The organism is Brevibacterium luteolum (assembly GCF_025147615.1).
GTDB lineage: Bacteria > Actinomycetota > Actinomycetes > Actinomycetales > Brevibacteriaceae > Brevibacterium > Brevibacterium luteolum.
Genome location: NZ_JALXPM010000017.1, coordinates 21,378 through 40,639, shown reverse-complemented (window position 1 = coordinate 40,639; position 19,262 = coordinate 21,378). Strand labels below are relative to the sequence as shown.

Genomic DNA, 19,262 nt, shown 5'->3' with positions numbered 1-19,262 from the left:
AGCCTGTCACCACACTGTCAGAAAGGAAGTACGCGCTCAGGGTCAGCGCGCTGCCTCAGACCTTCGCCGGCAGCGTCTGCGGCTTGAAGCTCGGACGGGAGGCCTCATAGGACTCGATGTCGTCTGCGCGCCCGAGGGTCAGGCTGATGTCGTCGAGGCCTTCGAGGATCCGCCAGCGGGTGTAGTCGTCGATCTCGAAGGGCACGGTGAGCGAATCGCAGGTCACGGTGCGGCTTTCGAGGTCGACGGTGATCTCGGTGCCGGGCTGGTTGTCGAGAATCTTCCAGATCAGCTCGATGTCGGACTGCTCGAGCTTGGCGGCCACGAGGCCCTCCTTGCCGGCGTTGCCGCGGAAGATGTCGCCGAAGCGGCTGGAGAGCACGGCTTTGAAGCCGTAGTCCTTGAGCGCCCACACGGCGTGCTCACGTGACGAGCCGGTGCCGAAGTCGGGGCCGGCGACGAGCACCGAGCCGCCGGCGTAGGCCTCCTGGCTCAGCACGAAGTCCGGGTTCTTGCGCCAGCGGGCGAAGAGGGCATCGTCGAAGCCGGTGCGGGTGATGCGCTTGAGGTAGACGGCCGGGATGATCTGGTCAGTATCGACGTTCGAGCGGCGCAGCGGCACGCCGGTGCCGGTGTGCGTGGTGAACTTCTCCATGGTTCCTCCCTCAGGCGCTGACCGCAGTGCGGTCATCGGCGGTCAGGTCAGCAGGCGATGACAGGGTGCCGCGCACCGCGGTGGCCGCGGCGACGAGCGGGCTGACGAGGTGGGTGCGCCCGCCCTTGCCCTGCCGGCCTTCGAAGTTGCGGTTCGAGGTCGAGGCGCAGCGTTCGCCCTCGGCGAGCTGGTCGGGGTTCATGCCAAGGCACATCGAGCAGCCGGCGAAGCGCCACTCAGCACCGAAGTCGGTGAACACCTCGTCGAGGCCCTCGGCCTCGGCCTGCAGGCGGACCTTCGCCGAGCCGGGCACGACCATGAACTTCACATCCGGGTGCTTGGTCCGGCCGCGGATGACGTCGGCTGCTGCGCGCAGGTCCTCGATGCGGCCGTTGGTACACGAGCCGAGGAAGACGGTGTCGATGGCGATGTCGCGCAGCGGCATGCCCGGGGTCAGGTCCATATAGGCCAGAGCGCTCTCAGCGGCGGCGCGATCGTTCTCGTCGACGATCTCGGCCGGGTCCGGGACGTTGGCGCTCAGCGGCAGACCCTGACCGGGGTTGGTGCCCCATGTGACATAGGGTTCGATGTCTGCGGCCTGGAGGACCACCTCGGCGTCGAAGACCGCGTCGTCATCAGTCCGCAGGGTATTCCAGTATTCGACGGCGGCATCCCAGTCGGCGCCCTCGGGGGCGTGGGGGCGGCCGTGGATGTAGTCGAAGGTCGTCTCGTCCGGGGCGATCATGCCGGCGCGGGCACCAGCCTCGATCGACATATTGCAGATCGTCATGCGGGCTTCCATCGACAGCTTGCGGATCGCCTCGCCGCGGTATTCGAGGACGTAGCCCTGTCCCCCGCCGGTCCCGATCTTGGCGATGATCGCCAGGATGATGTCCTTGGCCGTCGAGCCTTCGGGCAGCTCACCGTCGATCGTGATCGACATCGTCTTGAACGGCTTGAGGCTCAGCGTCTGGGTGGCGAGCACATGCTCGACCTCGGAGGTGCCGATGCCGAAGGCGAGCGCACCGAAGGCGCCGTGGGTCGAGGTGTGGGAGTCACCGCACACGACGGTCATGCCCGGCTGGGTGAGTCCGAGCTGCGGGCCGACGACGTGGACGATGCCCTGGTCGGCATCGCCGAGGGAGTGCAGGCGGATGCCGAACTCCTCGGCGTTGGCGCGCAGAGTCTCGATCTGCTTGCGGGAGGTCGGATCGGCGATCGGCTTGAAGATCTCCAGTGTCGGAGTGTTGTGGTCCTCGGTGGCGATCGTGAGGTCCGGGCGGCGCACCGGCCGGCCGGCGAGGCGGAGTCCTTCGAATGCCTGGGGGCTCGTCACCTCGTGCACGAGGTGAAGGTCGATATAGAGCAGGTCGGGAGCGCCGTCGTCGCCGCGTGCGACGACATGATCGGCCCAGACTTTCTCGGCCAGTGTCTTGCCCACAGGATCCTCCTACATGCGTTTCGTGCCTGAGACAGGTCACGGGTGCGGGTTGGCCACCGACATTAATGCGCCATTTTGCATGGTGAACTTGCATCTCGATTTTTGAGATTGCAGAATGTTGAACATGAGCACTCAAACTGGTAGCGGCGTGGGGGTCATCGACAAGGCCTCCCTCGTTCTTTCTGCACTCGAAGCCGGCCCGGCGTCCCTTGCCGAGCTCGTCACGCTCACCGGCCTCGCCCGCCCGACGGCACACCGTCTGGCCGTGGCCCTGGAGTACCACCGCTTCGTCGGCCGCGATCTGCAGGGCCGGTTCGTGCTGGGCCCCCGCCTGGCCGAGCTGTCCTCGGCTGCCGGTGAGGACCGGCTGCTGGCAGCCGCCGGGCCGGTGCTCAACCAGCTGCGCGACCGAACCGGTGAGAGCTCCCAGCTGTTCCGCCGGCAGGGCGATCTGCGCCTGTGCGTGGCGGCAGCCGAGCGCCCGGTGGGCCTGCGCGACTCCGTGCCGGTCGGAGCGACCCTGAGCATGCGCGCCGGTTCGGCCGCACAGGTGCTGCTGGCCTGGGAGGAGCCCGACCGCCTGCACTCGGGACTGCGCGGTGCCCGCTTCACCGCCACGATGCTCTCCGGTGTGCGCCGCCGCGGCTGGGCCCAGTCGATCGCCGAACGCGAACGCGGCGTCGCCTCCGTCTCCGCTCCTGTGCGAGGACCGAGCAACCGAGTCGTGGCTGCTGTGTCGATCTCTGGGCCGGTCGAGCGGCTGACCCGCCAGCCCGGCCGCCTGCACGCACAGTCGATCCTCGAGGCAGCCAAGGCCCTGACCGAGGCGCTCAACCGCGCCTGAACCCCTCTTCTTCACATCGCGGCATCGGACATCAGGTCCGGTGCCGCGATTGCGTGTGCCGGAAAGCTCTGCTGAGCCCGTTCCATTCCGTGTGGGAGTCGTTAGGCTGGCAGGAACCGCGGAATCGGTTCCACATATCCCTATATCGCACAATTGAGGAGAGAAGATGCCGCTGACGTCACCTGGCCTGCTGTGCTGCCTGTCGCTGTTCATCGACACGAAGCGCCGGCAGAGCCTACATGACAAGGCAGCATCGACGGCCGTCATCAGCACAGCCGACCGCTGAGCTGAGCCTGGCACCGGCAGATGCCCGATGACAGACCGACGGTGCAGAGCGCCGGATCACCGCGGCGCTCTCCCGGCTGTCATCACTGTCAGCAGCATCAACGACTGAGAGGAACACCATGACCCAGCCTCCGTCCCATCCACGGGACCCACAGCAGCCCCAGGACTCACGGCAGCCGATCGGATACCAGGCTCCGCATGCTCCTGCAGCCGACCAGTCTCAGCCGGGCGCCGCCAGCCCTTACGCTCACCCCTATGGCGGACAGCCGACCGGCGGAAACCCATACGGCATAGAGCCCGGTTCCGGCTGGGGCGGCGCACCGGAAACCGAAAGACCGGTCAGCGGCCGGTCGGCCAGCGGCTTCTTCAAAGCCCTGTTCGACGTGAAGTTCGATCACTTCGTCAGCATCACGTGGGCCGGGATCATCTACGTGCTGCATATCCTCGCGTGCGCGCTCACGTGGATCGCCATCGTCGTCTTCGGCATCATCTTCGGTCTCGCCATGGGCGTGAGTGTCTTCGGTGAGTCGTCGTTCAACCCGCTGCCGCTCATCCTCGCGATCCTCTTCGGCTGGATTCCGGCCCTCATGCAGCTCGTCTACGGGCGCATGGTTCTGGAGTTCATCGTCGCCTCGATCAAAACCGCCGAGAACACCCGGAAGATCGCCGAAGACACACTCTCGCTCAGTCGGCGCTGAGCTGAGCCTCGGCGGCGGCCTGTGACCGGGTGCTCAGGACACCACCGAAGGAGACGAAGATCCCGCCGAGCACGAGCACCACGACCACGGCAGCAGTCTGCCCGCCGAGCAGTGCGGTCAGTGCCGGCAGCCAGAATGGGAAGAGGGCCGGTATCACGATCGAGGCGCTGTAGGCGGTGCCGTAGCCTGTCGAGCGGACCTCGGCCGGGAAGATCTCTGAGAGGTGCGCGCCGATCGGCCCGTAGGCGGTGACGGTGAGCGCCTGAATGAGGCACACGAGCGCTGCGGTGGCGACGATCGTCGAGGCCTGCGTGATGAGCACGTAGAGGGTCGGCCCGCCGATTGCGGCGATGATGCCGGCGAGCACGAAGAACCGGCGCCTGCCGACGAGCGTGGAGATGTGCCCGGTCACCGACATCACCAGCGCCTGGGCGATCGCGGCGGCGGCCATGACGACCGGCACGGTCTCAGCCGTCAAATGGGCGGCACTTCCGCCCTCACCGAGGTAGGCGGCCATCCGGATGACGACCATATTCGTCATCAGCCACAGCCCGGTCATGAGCAGGAACACCGCCCAGAACGGCCGCGCCCAGCGGCCGAACACGACCGCCCGCAGCGAACCGCGCTGGGCCGGACGCTCACCGGAGCCAGCCGCCTGAGTCTCCTCCGCCTCGGGAGCGGCGGCGTCTGTCGGCAGCAGCTGGGAGGCTTTCGCATCGGCGACGTTGCGGTGATAGTAGGCGAGCACGAGCAGCGAGGCGATGCCGCCGGTGGCAAACGCCAGCCGCCAGCCGAACACGGCATAGGCCTCGGGGCCAAGAGCGGCGAGCAGGCCGAGGGTGGCCAGGGCGATCGAAGCCTGCGCCCACGGGGCCATCGCCATGATGAGCCCGGAGAACAGGCCGCGGCGGCGCGGGGCCGACCATTCCATCGCCAACGGGATCGCCGAGGTGTACTCGCCGGCGAGGAACATGCCGCCGAGGAACCGCAGCAGCAACACGAGCCCGATCGCAGCGATGCCGATCGTCTCGTGGGTCGGCAGGCAGGCGATCGCCAGAGTGCAGACGGCGGTGCCGGCGATGGCGACCTGGGTGATGGCGGTGCGGCCGAAGCGGTCGGCCAGCCGGCCGAAGACGATGGCGCCGAAGGGCCGGCCGAGCAGCGTGGCGACGATCGTGAGCGTCGCAGCCCCTGCGATCGCCTCGCTGCCGACCAGGTGCGGCAGGGCTGGAGCGAGGGCGGTCAGCGGCAGGAAGATGTGCAGCTGATCGACGTAGTTGCCGACCACTCCGCCGGTCAGCGCGGCACGGGCCTCGCGCGGCGGGCGGGAGCTGTCGTCTCGTGTCATGGTCTCCGTCGATCAAGCCAGGGCACCGCGCGGGGGCGGTGCCGGTGGGAAATGACGAATCCCGGCACCTGATCATGTCAGACACCGGGATCATCCGTACCCCCGAGCGGGTTCGAACCGCCGTTTCCGCCTTGAGAGGGCGGCGTCCTAGGCCACTAGACGACGGGGGCGCTGGGGTACCAGGACTCGAACCTAGACTAAGTGAACCAGAATCACTCGTGCTGCCAATTACACCATACCCCAATGCACTTCGGAGGCTTGCGCCTCCCTGGCAACGAAAGATTACTCTACACACTCCGAACCCCGAGTGCAAAATCGGGTGAGAGGCGGCACAATGAAGCTCATGGACCTCCAGATCTCAGGCCGCACATTCATCGTCACAGGCGGCTCATCAGGGCTCGGATTCGCCACCGCCGAGGCGCTTGTCGCGGAAGGTGCGAACGTGCTGATCTCCTCGCGCAGCCATGAGAAGATCGACGCCGCGCTCTCCCGGCTCGGTGACCGAGCGGCCGGACTGGCCGTCGACAATGCGGCTGCTGACGCCGGTGAGCGGCTCTTCACCGCCGCAGCCGAGGCGTTCGGCGAGGCGCCGGTTGCCGGTGTGTTCATCTCCGTCGGCGGGCCGGCTGTCGGGCGCTACTTCGACACCAGCGAGGAGCAGTGGCGCGAGGCGATCGAATCGGTGTTCCTCGGCTCCCTGCGCCTGGCGCGCTGCGCCTGCGAGCGTCTGGACCCCGGAGGCGCAGTCGGGATGGTGCTGTCATCGTCGGTGTGGAATCCGATCCCCTCGATCGCGATCTCGAATGCGCTGCGGCCCGGGATTGCAATGGCGATCAAGAACATGGCCGATGAGATCGGCCCGCGCGGCATCCGGATCTTCGGTGTGGCCCCCGGTCAGATCCTCACCCCGCGGATGGGCGAGGCGCCCGATGCTGAGCAGCTGGAGCATGTGCCGCTGCGCCGGCTCGGGCAGCCGCATGAGTTCGGGCAGGTCGCAGCGTTCCTGCTCTCCCCCATCGCCAGCTACATCACCGGCAGCGTCATCGCCGTCGACGGCGGGATGGTCCGCTCACTGTGAGCCGCCAGACCTGAGCACACAGTCCTCAAACACCCGCGATTCCGGATACCGGACAGGGCATCGGGGACTCAGATTTCGTCGCGGGTGAGCTTGAGAAGCCGGTCGAGCACCGCTCCTGAGGAGGCCGAGAGTCCGTTGTGCTCGTACTCGTTCGTCACCCACGGCCGCATCTGCGGCAGCAGCGCGGCGGTCGCCAGAGAGAACTGCTGGGGCACATAGGCGTCTTCGAAGTACACCGCAGCAGCCGCCGGCACCTCAGCGCTCCGCAGCTTCTCGGCATCCCACAGCTTCGGCCACTCGTGTGCGGCCACGCGTTCGGCGATGTCCTTCCACACCGCAAGCGGGCCGGTGGTGAACACGGCAGGTGTCATGTGCTCACCGGCCATCAGCGTCGGATCGGTGCGCACCGCCTCGGGCATGGCAGCCTCGGCTGCCCAGTCGGTGACGACGCCATCAGCCCAGCAACTTTCGTGCACGACCGCGTACAGCGGGTTGCGGCCGGCAAACGGCAGGGCCGCGGCGAAGTCGTAGCGGAAGGCGGCGGTGTCGATGTCGCCTTCGAGCAGGTAGGCCAGCCGTTCGGCCCCGCCCGAGGCACCGAGGAAGTGGCCGAGCAGCCGCACGTGATCGCCGGTGGCGATCGTGCCGTCGGGCAGCTCCAGACCGGATTCAGCGCGGGCGCTGAGCGCCTTCAACTTCTCGGCCGCGCGCGGGTACCGGGCGGTGAAGGCCCGGGACTTGGCCGTCATCTGCTGCCAGGTCGCGGCGTAGACCTCCCGCGGGTGCCCGCCGACGGCCGGCAGCCCGCCGGTGAACAGAGCCTCGCGGATGACCTCAGGATGCTCGTTGAGGTACCGCAGCGTGCAGAACCCGCCGAAGGACTGCCCGAGCACACTCCACTGCTCGGCCCCGAGCGCCTGCCGGACGTCTTCGGCATCGGCGATGATCGAGTCGGCGCGCAGGTGAGTCAGGTACCCGGCCACCGCCTCGGGATCGGTTGCATCGAGACCGGCCGGCAGCCCGGTGATGTGCCCGTCGACCCAGCCGATGGGGGTCGAACGGCCGGTGCCGCGCTGGTCGAGCATGACGATCCGGAAGTCCTTGAGCGCCCGTTCGATCCAGCCGGGGCTCGACTGGGTGGCGCGGAACGCCTCGTGCCCGGGCCCGCCCTGCAGGTACAGCAGGTAGGGCTTCGTCGAGTCCTTCGTGCCCAGGATCCGGGCGAAGACCTCGAGTGTGGCCGGCTCCTCCCCCGTTCCCGAGGTGGACAGCGGCTGACCGTAGCCGCGGTCGACGGGCACGGTGAGGGTGAGCTCTTCGACGGTCAGCCCGGGCAGGCGCGGGCCTGGGACCACGGTGGCGGTGTCAGTCATCTCAGGCGTCCTGCTCCTCGCCGTCGGCGAGGAGATCGGCGAGCGCCCGCAGGCGGGTCAGCGAGGAGGCCTTGCCGAGGATCTCCATCGACTCGAACAGTGGCGGAGAGACCCGGCGGCCGGACACGGCCACGCGCAGCGGCCCGAAGGCCAGGCGCGGTTTGATGCCCATCTCCTCGACGAGCGCGGTCTGCAGGGCGTCCTGGATCGCCTCGGTCGACCAGTCATCGAGTGGTTCGAGCACCCGCAGAGAGGCGGCGAGCACCTCGGGGGCGGTGTCCTTGAGCGTCTTGAGCCCGTCGGCGGTCAGCTCCAGGTCGGCATCTGCCGTGAAGAGGAAGCCGAGCAGGTCCGGTGCTTCGCCGAGGAGGTTCATGCGGGTCTGCACGAGCGGGGCGGCGGCGGTGAGGATCTCGTTCTCCCGATCGCTGAGCTCGTCACCGACGATGCCGGCGCGCTGCAGGTAGGGCACGAGCCGGGTGCGGAAGTCAGCGGCGTCGAGCATGCGGATGTGGTCGCCGTTGATGGCGGTGGCCTTCTTGACGTCGAAGCGGGCCGGGTTGGGCAGCACGTCGTGGATGTCGAAGGCCTCGATGAATTCCTCGACGGTGAAGACGTCGCGGTCCGGTCCGATCGACCAGCCGAGCAGGCCGAGGTAGTTGATGAGGCCTTCGCGGATGAAGCCGTTGTCGCGGTGGAGGAACAGGTTGGATTCCGGGTCGCGCTTCGAGAGCTTCTTGTTCCCCTGCCCCATGACGTAGGGCAGGTGGCCGAACTCAGGGGTCTGCTCAGCAACCCCGATGTCCTTGAGCGCTTCGTAGAGGACGATCTGGCGCGGGGTCGAGGACAGCAGGTCCTCGCCGCGCAGCACGTGGGTGATGCCCATGAGAGCGTCGTCGACGGGGTTGACGAAGGTGTAGAGCGGCTGTCCGCCTGAGCGCACGACGACGAAGTCCGGCACAGACCCGGCCTTGAAGGTGATCTCGCCGCGGACGAGGTCGGTGAAGGTGATGTCCTCATCGGGCATGCGGACGCGCAGCACCGGTTCGCGGCCCTCGGCGCGGAAGGCGGCCTTCTGCTCGTCGGTCAGGTCGCGGTCGTAGCCGTCGTAGCCGAGCTTCGGGTCGCGGCCGGCGGCTTTGTGGCGGGCCTCGACTTCCTCGTTGGTGGAGAAGGACTCGTAGAGGTGGCCGGCGTCGACGAGGCGCTTGATGATGCCCTGGTAGATCTCGCCGCGCTGGGACTGCCGGTAGGGTCCGTCGGGTCCGCCGACGTCGATGCCCTCATCCCAGTCGAGGCCGAGCCAGCGCATCGCCTCGAGCACCTGGCCGTAGGACTCCTCGGAGTCGCGGCTGGCGTCGGTGTCCTCGATGCGGAAGACGAATGTGCCGCCGGTGTGGCGGGCGTACGCCCAGTTGAACAGGGCGGTGCGGACCATCCCGACGTGCGGGGTGCCGGTGGGCGATGGGCAGAAGCGGACTTTGACGCTCACAGTTTCCTTCGTTCTTCGTCGATGCGTGTGCTGGTGGCTGGTGGGGTGAAACCGATCCCGAGGCGGAGGTCTCCGGTCCCGAGGCGGTGGTCGCCTGGGTACGGCTCAGGCGTCCATCACCGGGTTCTCGAGCAGGCCGAGGCCTTCGATGGCGACAGAGACGTGCTGGCCGGCTTCGATCTTCCCGACTCCTGCCGGGGTGCCGGTGAGGATGACATCGCCGGGCAGCAGCGTGATCGTCTCGGTGATGTGCTCGATGAGGGTCGGGATGTCGAAGATGAAGTCCTCGGTCGTGCCGTTCTGGCGCTGCTCGCCGTCGACCCACGAGCGGATGGCGACGGCTTCGGGGTCGAAGTCGGTTTCGATCCATGGGCCGAGCGGGCAGGAGGTGTCGAATCCCTTGGCGCGTGACCACTGCTTGTCGGTGTCCTGGATGTCGCGCAGGGTGACATCATTACCGGCGAGGTAGCCGAGCACGGTGTCGTAGGCCTGTTCGGCGCTGACCTGTTTGGCGACCCGGCCGATGACGACGCCGAGCTCGGCTTCATAGCTGACGTGCTCGCTGATCGCCGGGATGCGGATCGGGTCGCCGGGGCCGATGACGGCGGTGTTGGGCTTGAAGAAGGTCAGCGGGGAGACCGGCACGTCGTTGCCGAGTTCGGCGGCGTGGTCGGCGAAGTTCCGACCGACGCACACGATCTTCGAGCGCGGGATGATGGGGGCCAGCAGGCGGACCTCGTCGTAGGTCAGGCGGTCGCCGGTGGACTGGGCGGGGCTGAAGAAGGGGTCCGAGTCGAGGACGGCGATCTCCAGGCCCGAGGTGTCGGCCCGACCGTCGACGATCTCGCCGAGCTCGCCTTCGACGACGCCGTAGGTGGGCTCATCGTTGTGGACGAATCTGACAATGCGCATGGCTACAGTCTAGGTGTACTCAGCCACGGGGTTGGTGAGAGCGCGCCGGATTTGACGTAGGGGAGGATCTCTTGGGCGGGGTGTCGCTTGTCTAAGGTCACTACCCGAAGCTCGGAACGATTCAGCTTAGATATAGCTTCAAGACTCAATGCCAGCACATCGCGGAGGGCCTGGGAATCAAGATTCCCGGGCCCTCCACCGATAGCAGCAAGTCAAATCCGGTAGCTAGACACGGACTGCGGCCGACGCCGAGCTAGCAACTATCGAAAGCAGTCATCGGAGCCGACGTTACACTCGCTGCCCGATTTCATACATACTCACCCGAGTGCCGGACTTATACCCTGAATCGAATGATTTGACATTCCCCTTCGGGCATGCGCGCCGAGGTGTCGTCCAGGTAGTTTTAGCGAACTTGGCGCCAGCTTTCACGCAGTAGCTATCAGCCTTCGTGTCCTTCACGCTACCGGAGACCTTAACCGAGTTACCGCTTCGGCAAGCACGGTTAGTGATATTGCCATATTTTCCTCGAATAGTGACCGTCTTTGAACACTGAGCCGCCTGAGCATTGTTCGACGTCGATGCATTCTGGGCATCAACCGTCACCGTTCCATCAGTCGACACAATAACGTCTTCACTATTGACGAACTTTGAAATATCCGCGACCTCCTCCCCAGTGGAAGCGTCTGTGACGACCGCTTCGAACGCACCCGCACCGGCAGATACGTCCCAGTCGACGGAAAGGCCGATCTCTTCTGAGATGACCGCACGCTCCTGCATATTCGGGGGTTGCGCTGCCGTTGCAGGACCAGCGAAGAGGGTAAGAGCTACGGTGCCGACTGCGGCAAAGAAAAGGGATTTCATATTATTTTCCATTCATTGAACGGCTCAAGCCGAGCCTGGGGATCGAGGGGCTAGCGTCCTCGAGTGAGAAGTCTAACATGTCCGCATGCGTCCTGGGTTCCGTCCCGTGGTGCTGATGTTGGCCTTCTCATCCGCGATGATCAGCGCCGGCCGTTGACGATCGCTCCGACGGCGACACCGAGGAGTGCGATGCCGGCACCGGCGGCCATGCCGGTGAGGAAGCCGCCGGTCCCCGGGCTGCCCGCCCCGGCTGCCGCCGGGGCGTGCCCGGCGGCGCCGCTGATTGCCGAGCCCTCGGACCCCGGTGCTGCCACGAGGCCTGTGTCCGACAGTGAGCGGGAGTTGGCTGCTGCCGGTGCGCCGGCCTGTGCACCGGGTGCCGCCTGCTCGCCGGCTTCCGGCACGCCCTCGGCGATCGCCCTGTCGATATCGGCGAAGAACTTCGTCGCGATCCGCTTGGCGACACCGCCGAGCATCCGCTGCCCGACCCCGCCGATCGGCCCGCCGAGGATCGCATCGGCCTCCCAGATCACGGTGCTGCCCCCGCCTTCGGCGGCGCTGAGCTGCACCGCGACCTCGGCGCCGATGGTGCCGGGTCCCCCGGCCCCGTTGACGGTGAGCACGAAGAATTCGGGCTCACGCTCTTCGGAGAAGACGACGGTGCCGTTGTAGGTGCCCTTGATCGCCGCGACCCCCATCGTCACGACGACCGCATACTTCCCGCCGCCTTCATCGCCGAAGGACTCCACGCCTGGGATGGTGGCCGCGAGGATCTTCTCATTGTGGAAGGCGTCCCAGGCTGTCTGCGGGTCGGCGTTCATCGTGGCGGTCGAGGAGATCTTCATCGGGTCACCTTTTCTTCTGCTCGTGCGGTGTCGGTCTCCGGCACGCGTGCCGGGTGCTGCAGGGACGGCCACTGGCCGGCGGCATGCTTCTCACGCAGCTCCCACAGCTCTGATGGGGAGATCGGCATGCGGGTGATGGGGAAGCCTTCAGCGTCTTCGATCGCCGAGGCGATGACAGAGGCGCCGGGGATCGTCCCGGCCTCACCGGCGCCCTTGATGCCGAGGGGGTTGAGCGGGCTCGGGGTCTCCAGGTGGTCGGTTTCGACGGGCGGGATCTCGCTGGCGAACGGCATAAGGAAGTCCATGAAGGAGGCGTTGAGCAGCTGGCCGGTCTCGTCGTAGGCCATTTTCTCGTACAGGGCCCCGGCGATGCCCTGTGCGACGCCGCCGAGCACCTGTCCTTCGACGACGAGCGGGTTGACCATCTTGCCGCAGTCGTGGACGACGCAGTAGCGCAGCACCGTGATGTCGGCGGTTTCCGGGTCGGTCTCGACGATCGCGGCGTGCATGCCGGAGGCGAAGGTGGTCCGCTGCGGGGAGAAGAAGTCCCGCTCCTCCAGTCCCGGTGACTCGCCGGGCAGCATGGGCGGCTTCGACTCATCGCTGGGCATCCCGAACTGGGTGGCGGCCTTGGCGGCGTCGTCGAAGGCGTAGCGCAGCGGGTTGGACATCACCGAGATGACCTCGAGCGGGATCGAGGCTGACGGATCGCCTTTGACCTGCACGATCCCGTCGACGATCTCCAGATCGGCCGGGTCGACTTCGAGTGAGCGTCCGGCGATCGTCAGCGCCTTCTGCTTGAGCTTCTTGGCCGTCAGATGCACGGCGTTGCCGCTCATGACCGCCCCACGCGAACCCCAGGTGCCCACCGAATAGGGGGTCTTGCGGGTATCACCGGTGACGACGTTGACCCGGTCGATCGGCACACCGAGCTCATCGGCGACGATCTGGGCGAACACGGTCGCATGTGCCTGCCCCTGAGTGGTCAGGCCGGTCCACACGTTGACCCGCCCGGATGTCTCGACTTCGACGTGCCCGCCCTCATACGGACCGGCACCGGTGCCTTCGACATAGCAGGCCACGCCGATGCCGACCCTGCGGCCCTCGGCGGCGGCTTGCGCACGGTAGGCGGCGAAGTCGTCCCAGCCGATGAGCTCTTTGAGCTTGGTCATCGAGGCCGGGAAGTCACCGGAGTCGTAGATGCCCTCGCGGCCGTCCTGCAGGACGAGGCCGATCGGGTGCGGGAACTCCCGCACGAAGTTGGTCTCGCGCACCTCGGTGCGGTCGCGGCCGAGTGCATCGGCCACCGCGTCCATCGCCCGTTCCATCATGTACACGCCCTGTGGGCGCCCAGCCCCGCGGTAAGGGGTGACGATGACGGTGTTGGTGTACAGCGACCACCATTCGCAGCGGTAGTTGCGGATGACATACGCCCCGAGCACGTGGGTGGCGGTGTTGAGCGGCGGGATCACCCCGTAGGGCAGGTAGGCGCCGTTGTCGTGCCAGAACTTCACGTCGAGGGCGTGGATCTTGCCCTCGTCGTCGAAGCCGATGCGCACCTGCTGGAGCTGCTGGCGCTCATGGGCGGAGGAGATGAAGTGCTCGCGCCGGTCCTCGGTCCAGGCGATCTCCCGGTCCAGTGCCCGGGCGGCGGCTGCCACGCAGACCTCTTCGGGCCAGGGGTGGTTGATCTTGACGCCGAATCCTCCGCCCACATCGGGGGTGATGACCTCCATCTTCGTCAGCGGCATCTCCAGCTTCGCTGCCAGTGCCGCGCGCAGTCCGGTCGAAGTCTGCGTCGAGGAGTACACGATCATGCTCTCATCGTGGCGGTTCCAGCGGGCGAGCACGCCCTTGCCCTCCATCGGCATGCAGGCGCTGCGCTCGATGTCGAGGTCGATCTCGAGCACATGTGGGGCACCGGCCATCGCCTCGTCAACCGCGCCGACCTCGTCGATGCTGTGAGCGGCGATGTTGTCGGCGACATCGGCATGCACAGCGTGCTCGGCCTCGCGCGAGGTCGCGACCCCGACGACGGCAGGCAGGTACTCGTAGTCGACGTGCACGGCGCTGGCGGCGTCTTCGGCGATGTAGCGGTTGGCGGCGATGACCATGGCGATCGGCTCTCCGACGTGGTTGACGTCGTCCTTGGCGAGCGCGTACCCGGTCTTCGGCGCGATGAGTGAGGGGTGCGGCAGCAGCATCGGCAGCCGCTCACCGGCTGCGCCGGGCAGGTCTTCGTGCGTCCACACGGCGTACACGCCGTCGATGTCGAGGGCGCCGGAGACGTCGATGTCGAGGATCTTCGCATGGGCGTGCGGACTGCGCACGAACGCCGCGGCCAGCGTGTGGGGCGAGGACAGGTCATCGACATAGGAGCCGTTGCCGGTCACCAGCCGCGGGTCCTCCTTGCGGGCGATCTTCTGCCCGAACATCCGTGTCGTCATCGCTGTCCTTCCCCGTCCGAGCCGGGTGCCCCGTCCGCGCCGGATGCCCTGTCGCCCGCACCCGAGGCGGCGGCCGCCTCGGGAACGGATCCGGTCCTGCGCAGTTCGGCTGCCCGCAGCACGGAGGCGACGATGTTCTGGTATCCGGTGCAGCGGCACAGGTTCCCGGAAATCGCCTCGCGGGCCTCCTCGGGTGTGGGGTCGGGGTTCTCCTCGATGAACGCGTCGATCGTGGTGATGAACCCAGGGGTGCAGAAGCCGCACTGCAGGCCGTGGCAGTCGATGAACGCCTGCTGCACATCGGAAGGGCGCTCGGGGTCATTGCCGATGCCTTCGACGGTGCGGAGGTCGCTGCCTTCGGCGGCGACAGCGAGCATGAGGCAGGAGCGCATCGGCTTGCCGTCGACCTGGATGGTGCAGGCGCCGCACACTCCGTGTTCGCAGCCGACGTGGGTACCGGTCAGCCCGATATCGTGGCGCAGGGCGTCGGAGAGCAGCCGACGGTCGGCGACGGAGATCTCGTGCGCTGTGCCGTTGACCATCAGCCGCACGGTGCGGTGCGGTTCCGGCTCGGTTCCCTCAGCGTGTGCCAGGCTGCTCACGTGTTTCGCTCCTTCTCTCAGCCGATGTCTGTGTCATTTTCGTCGTTGCGGTCGCTGCCGCCACCTGCCGTCACCAGTCCGGTTGGCCTGCCCGTCACCAGTCCGGTTGGCCTGCCGTCGGCGGCTGCGGTGGCCGACAGCTGAGCTCGACGGCCAGTCTGCGGGCCATGACCTTGGTGATGTGGCGGCGGTAGTCGGCGGTGGCGTGGATGTCGCCGGCTGGGTCGATGGTTGCCTCGACCGCCTCGGTCACGGCCGCGCACAGGTCAGTGGTGGCCCTCAGCTCCATCCCGGTGACCCGCTCGCTCATGTCGAGAACCTCTGGCAGGTCGGTGACGGAGACGAAGGACAGGCGGAGCCCGGTGATCGTGGATTCCTCGGCAGTCAGCGCCATGGCCACCCCGGCGAGAGCGTAGTCGCCTGAGCGACGGGCGAGTTCGGTGAAGCCGGTGCGGGTGCCGGGCGGGAACCGGTGGAAGTCGACATGGGTGATGAGCTCATCGGTTTCCAGGCAGGTCTCCAGCGGGCCGATGAAGAGCTCAGCTGCGTCGATCTGCCGGGACCCGGATGAAGAGACTGCATGGGCGGTGCCGCCGGTGAGGGCGAGGACGGCCGGCATCTCTCCGTTCGGATCGGCATGGGCGATCGAGCCGACGGTGGTGCCGCGATTGCGGATCGCCGGATGCGCGACATTGACCAGCGCCTGACGCAGGATCGGCAGCGCGGCATAGGCGTGGTCATCGGCTTCGAGTTCCGCGTGTGTGACCGCAGCGCCGACGCGCACGCAGGAATCGGTGACCTCGATGGAGCCCAGCTCGCTCAGCCTGGAGATGTCGATGAGGTGAGCGGGGGCGGCCAGGCGCATATTCAGCACCGGGATGAGGCTCTGGCCGCCTGCCAGCAGCTTCGCTTCGGCCCCGTGCTGGGTCAGCAGTTCGAGGCAGTGGTCGACCGATGCTGCGCGGTTGTAGGCGAAAGCCGCTGGCTTCATTCCCTGATGTCCTCCGGTCTGTGTGGATCGTGGTCGGCAGTCCGGCCGCCACGGCGTCGCCGGCCGTGGTCGTCCTCGAGACCGAGCTCTTCGAGATTGTGCAATCCGGGTTCGCCGACGGTGATGAGTGCGCCTCCTGCGCTGTCAGCCGCCTCCCGCAGCTCTGCGGGGGCGATGATCCGGCAGAAGTGGTACATCACCAGAACGACGATCGTACCCAATGCGATGCCGGCCAGGGTAAACGTCTCAGTCACTTTCAGTCCGATGTCGCCGATGGCGATGATGATGCCAGCGGCCACCGGGACCATGTTGAGCGGATTGGAGAAGTCGACCTTGTTCTCCGTCCAGATCTTGGCGCCGAGCAGTCCGATCATGCCGTAGAGCACGACGGTGATGCCGGCGAGCACGCCACCAGGCGCTGCGGAGATGAGTGCGCCGAACTTCGGTGAAAGGCCGAAGACGATCGCCACCAGCGCGGCAACGTAGTAGGCCGCCGTCGAGTAGACGCGGGTGGAGGCCATGACACCGATGTTCTCAGCGTAGGTCGTCGTCGGTGAGCCTCCGACCGAGGTGGCCACGGCGGTGGCGACACCGTCGGCGGTCAGCGCCCGGCCCATGTACTTGTCCAGCGGTGTCTTCGTCATCTCCTCCACAGCCTTGACGTGACCGACGTTCTCGGCGATGAGCGCGATGACGGCCGGGAGCATGAGGATGATGAAGGCGGCGTTGAACTCCGGCAGGTGCATGCCGACGACCCCTGCGGCGCTGTCGGTGACTGGCGGCAGACCGAACCACGGGGCGTCGAGGACGCCGGACCAGTCGACGCGCATATGGGTGTCGACCTCTCCGGTGGCGGCGTTGAAGGCCGTGATCGGACCGAAGGCCAAATCGAAGATCCAGGACAGCACATACCCGAAAGCCAGGCCGAGAAAGACGGCGATGCGGCCGAGGAATCCGCGCAGAGCCACCGACATGACGATGATGACGAACATGACGATGAAGGCGATCCACTGGTCCTGCGGCCAGTACACGTTCGCGACGACCGGGGCGAGGTTGAAGCCGATGAGCATGACGACCGCACCGGTGACCACCGGCGGCATGATCTTCGTCAGCACAGCAGCGCCCATGAAGTGGATGAAGATGCCGCAGGCGGCCAGGACGAGGCCTGCGATCATGATCGCGCCGGTCACCTGCTGGGGTGTGCCGCCTTGGGCGGTGACAGCCGCGACGCCGCCGACGAAAGCGGCGGAGGTGCCGAGATAGCTGGGGACCTTGCCGTTGACCATGAGCAGGAAGATGATGGTGGCGACACCGCTCATCATGACCGCCAGCTGGGGATTCAGGCCCATGACGACGGGAAAGACGAACGTTGCGCCGAACATCGCCACGACGTGCTGAACGCCGAGTCCGACCGTGCGCGGCCAGGTCAGGCGCTCATGAGGGGCTACCGCCTTGCCCGGTGCAGGACTCTTCCCGTCACCGTGCAGTGTCCATCCGAAACTCATTGCTCCCCCAACCAGTCGGCTTTCGAACTGTCATAGCCGTAACGGCATGTGTCAACCGTAGGGACACAACGAGGCGCGCGTCACGTCAAGTTATGCCAAACACCTCCGTGCTGGATTGGATAGTTTCGCCCGCCTCATTGCGATCTGTCGGTGGATCGCTTATCAGCCGCGTGTGCGCTTTCCGTCCGTGAGGTCCGTGAGGTACATCGCCTGCAGTGCCAGATGGATGGCCAGCCGCCGCCGCGCATCGGTCATGAAGGGCCCGAGGATGCGCTCGAGTTTGCTGATCCGGTAGCGCAGCGAGTTGTAGTGGAAGTGCATCTCACGGGCGGTCTCAGCGACGTTGAGGTTCTTGTCCAGCAGCACCCGCAGGGTCTCGCGCAGGTCGGCGGAGGAGGCGCTCCGGTCGGCGAGCACCCCGAGGGTGTCGGAGATGAAGGCCCGCACTTCCTCCTCATCGTCGATGAGCGACAGCAGCCGGAAGACGCCGAGGGCATCGAAGTGGCTGATCGCCTGCTCGCCGTAGAGCCTGCGGCCGACCTCCACGGCCTTGCGCGCTTCCTGGTAGGCGGCCGGCAGAGCGTGGAGATCCGCCGCTGTGCGACTGATGCCGGTGGAGAAGGTCAGCCGGCCGCCACCGCCGACGCCGTGCACGTCGCCGACCCAACGTTCGACGCGGGCGGTGGTTCGTTCGACGGATTCCTCTGCTGTCACACCGGCGATGACAGTGACCTCATCCCCTGCCCCGACGACCACCGCCTCGGCGTCGCCCTGAGTGACCGCCGAGGTCCAGGCGCGGGCGAAGCGCTCCTGCAGGGACTGCTTGTCCATCGTCTCGATAGGCTCGCCGGTGTCGTCGTACTCGGCGACGACGACCACGAGCTCACGGTCCAAGTCCCAGCCCAGCGAGGTCGCATGGGACAGGATCCGGTCGGCTGCCACGATGCGGCCGCGCAGCACATCGTGGACGAAGTCAGCCTTGTACTTGCTCTCAACAGCCGAGATCGCGTGCATCTTCGTGAGCACGAGGGCGGCGGCTGCAGAGGCCTGGTCGACGACGTGCTGCTGGCTGTGGCTCATCGGATGGTCGGTGAAGAGGACGAGGCGGCCGAGGTCGCGGGTCCCGCCGCGGATCCGCACCGCCAGACTGCAGATCCCGTTGGCCTTCTGCACCTCACCGACCCGGGTCTGCTCGACCCGGAAACGGCCGGCGACATCGAAGCAAGTCAGCTGCTGGAGCTCTGCCAGCGGCAGCTGCCCGGCCACCGCGGTCACCCGGCCGTCCATCGTCGTCACGGCGACAGTGCCTTTGACATGACTGGCGATGCGACTGCAGACCTCATCGAGCTCTCCGCCGGTGACGACGATGGTGACGAGTTCGTGAAGGATCTGCTCGGCCTGCTGCAGGTCCTGTTCACGACGGGCGAGCACCGTGCCGAGCACCTCGTGGATGATCTCGTCGAAGCCGACCCCGTGGGGCAGCAGCAGGATCGGCAGTCCTGCGGAATCCGCTGCGGTGAGCACTTCGCCGGGGATCTCATGGAGATAGCGGCCGGGTTTGACGCCGACGCCTGCCAGCTGGCGGTCGGCGAACTGGCGCACGAGCTCACCGAGGTCGATCTGCTGCCCCTGCAGCGGGTAGCCGGTGGTGATGAGCAGCTCCTGGGCACGCACCCACGGCAGGATGTCGGGGACTTCCATGACGTTGACGCGAGAGACGATGCGTTCGAGGCCGTCGGCGCCGGCCAGCAAGCGCGTGCCGGAGAGGGAGGGCAGGTCGAGGACGTCGCGAACGGTGACATCACCCCCGCTGACTGGCAGATTCTGCCGAGTCAGAGATTCATGATTATCGGCATTTGCCATGTCCCCCACCCTAGCAGTCAGC

General features: G+C 66.8%; 16 protein-coding genes and 2 tRNA genes. 3 read left to right on the top strand and 15 right to left on the bottom strand.

Going from position 1 to position 19,262, the window contains the following annotated elements; translation table 11 throughout:
- Window positions 1–55: 55 nt before the first annotated feature.
- Both leuD and leuC read right to left on the bottom strand, forming a co-directional pair.
- The gene (leuD, locus tag M3C25_RS06075) at window positions 56–655 is read right to left on the bottom strand and encodes a 3-isopropylmalate dehydratase small subunit (RefSeq protein ID WP_259855347.1); all 600 of its coding nucleotides are present in this window, start codon (window positions 653–655) and stop codon (window positions 56–58) included.
- A 10-nt stretch (window positions 656–665) separates the two neighbouring features.
- Window positions 666–2,096, bottom strand: a complete 1,431-nt coding sequence (leuC, locus tag M3C25_RS06070) for a 3-isopropylmalate dehydratase large subunit (protein ID WP_259797511.1) — start codon at window positions 2,094–2,096, stop codon at window positions 666–668.
- Window positions 2,097–2,220: 124 nt separating this feature from the next.
- Between leuC and M3C25_RS06065 the strand changes: the two genes are divergently transcribed.
- Window positions 2,221–2,940 carry an IclR family transcriptional regulator gene (locus tag M3C25_RS06065; protein ID WP_102161721.1) on the top strand — a complete coding sequence of 240 codons (720 nt, stop codon included), beginning with the start codon at window positions 2,221–2,223 and terminating at the stop codon, window positions 2,938–2,940.
- Between the two features lie 404 nt (window positions 2,941–3,344).
- The gene (locus M3C25_RS06060) at window positions 3,345–3,923 is read left to right on the top strand and encodes a DUF4282 domain-containing protein (RefSeq protein WP_259855346.1); all 579 of its coding nucleotides are present in this window, start codon (window positions 3,345–3,347) and stop codon (window positions 3,921–3,923) included.
- On the opposite strand, the gene M3C25_RS06055 is transcribed toward M3C25_RS06060, so the two are convergent.
- From M3C25_RS06055 to M3C25_RS06045, 3 genes are all read right to left on the bottom strand, one after another.
- A complete protein-coding gene (locus M3C25_RS06055) occupies window positions 3,910–5,271 on the bottom strand; it encodes an MFS transporter (RefSeq protein WP_259855345.1) in 1,362 nt (453 codons plus the stop codon). The genes M3C25_RS06060 and M3C25_RS06055 overlap by 14 nt on opposite strands.
- 97 nt (window positions 5,272–5,368) lie before the next feature.
- Window positions 5,369–5,441: transfer RNA gene (locus tag M3C25_RS06050), tRNA-Glu, on the bottom strand.
- A gap of 1 nt (window position 5,442) precedes the next feature.
- Window positions 5,443–5,514: transfer RNA gene (locus M3C25_RS06045), tRNA-Gln, on the bottom strand.
- A 100-nt stretch (window positions 5,515–5,614) separates the two neighbouring features.
- Here M3C25_RS06045 and M3C25_RS06040 point away from each other — a divergent pair.
- Window positions 5,615–6,349: an SDR family NAD(P)-dependent oxidoreductase gene (locus M3C25_RS06040; RefSeq protein WP_259855344.1), complete on the top strand. Its 735-nt coding sequence runs from the start codon at window positions 5,615–5,617 to the stop codon at window positions 6,347–6,349.
- A 68-nt stretch (window positions 6,350–6,417) separates the two neighbouring features.
- On the opposite strand, the gene M3C25_RS06035 is transcribed toward M3C25_RS06040, so the two are convergent.
- The 10 genes from M3C25_RS06035 to M3C25_RS05990 form a co-directional block, all read right to left on the bottom strand.
- Complete coding sequence (locus M3C25_RS06035; protein ID WP_259855343.1) at window positions 6,418–7,722, bottom strand: alpha/beta fold hydrolase; 1,305 nt, start codon at window positions 7,720–7,722, stop codon at window positions 6,418–6,420.
- A gap of 1 nt (window position 7,723) precedes the next feature.
- Complete coding sequence (gltX, locus tag M3C25_RS06030; RefSeq protein ID WP_259855342.1) at window positions 7,724–9,214, bottom strand: glutamate--tRNA ligase; 1,491 nt, start codon at window positions 9,212–9,214, stop codon at window positions 7,724–7,726.
- 105 nt (window positions 9,215–9,319) lie between these two features.
- Window positions 9,320–10,126 carry a fumarylacetoacetate hydrolase family protein gene (locus tag M3C25_RS06025; protein WP_102161715.1) on the bottom strand — a complete coding sequence of 269 codons (807 nt, stop codon included), beginning with the start codon at window positions 10,124–10,126 and terminating at the stop codon, window positions 9,320–9,322.
- 288 nt (window positions 10,127–10,414) lie between these two features.
- The gene (locus M3C25_RS06020) at window positions 10,415–10,987 is read right to left on the bottom strand and encodes a hypothetical protein (RefSeq protein ID WP_146004329.1); all 573 of its coding nucleotides are present in this window, start codon (window positions 10,985–10,987) and stop codon (window positions 10,415–10,417) included.
- 140 nt (window positions 10,988–11,127) lie between these two features.
- Window positions 11,128–11,832, bottom strand: a complete 705-nt coding sequence (locus M3C25_RS06015; RefSeq protein ID WP_102161714.1) for an SRPBCC family protein — start codon at window positions 11,830–11,832, stop codon at window positions 11,128–11,130.
- On the bottom strand, window positions 11,829–14,279 hold the full coding sequence (cutA, locus tag M3C25_RS06010) for an aerobic carbon-monoxide dehydrogenase large subunit (RefSeq protein WP_259855341.1): 2,451 nt from the start codon (window positions 14,277–14,279) through the stop codon (window positions 11,829–11,831). The genes M3C25_RS06015 and cutA overlap by 4 nt, the downstream gene beginning before the upstream one ends.
- Window positions 14,276–14,881, bottom strand: a complete 606-nt coding sequence (locus M3C25_RS06005) for a (2Fe-2S)-binding protein (protein ID WP_259855340.1) — start codon at window positions 14,879–14,881, stop codon at window positions 14,276–14,278. The genes cutA and M3C25_RS06005 overlap by 4 nt, the downstream gene beginning before the upstream one ends.
- 94 nt (window positions 14,882–14,975) lie before the next feature.
- A complete protein-coding gene (locus M3C25_RS06000; RefSeq protein WP_259855339.1) occupies window positions 14,976–15,872 on the bottom strand; it encodes an FAD binding domain-containing protein in 897 nt (298 codons plus the stop codon).
- Complete coding sequence (locus M3C25_RS05995) at window positions 15,869–17,377, bottom strand: uracil-xanthine permease family protein (RefSeq protein WP_102161711.1); 1,509 nt, start codon at window positions 17,375–17,377, stop codon at window positions 15,869–15,871. The genes M3C25_RS06000 and M3C25_RS05995 overlap by 4 nt, the downstream gene beginning before the upstream one ends.
- Before the next feature lie 162 nt (window positions 17,378–17,539).
- Entirely contained in the window at window positions 17,540–19,240 is a 1,701-nt protein-coding gene (locus M3C25_RS05990; RefSeq protein WP_259855338.1) for a PucR family transcriptional regulator, read from the bottom strand.
- Window positions 19,241–19,262 lie beyond the last annotated feature (22 nt).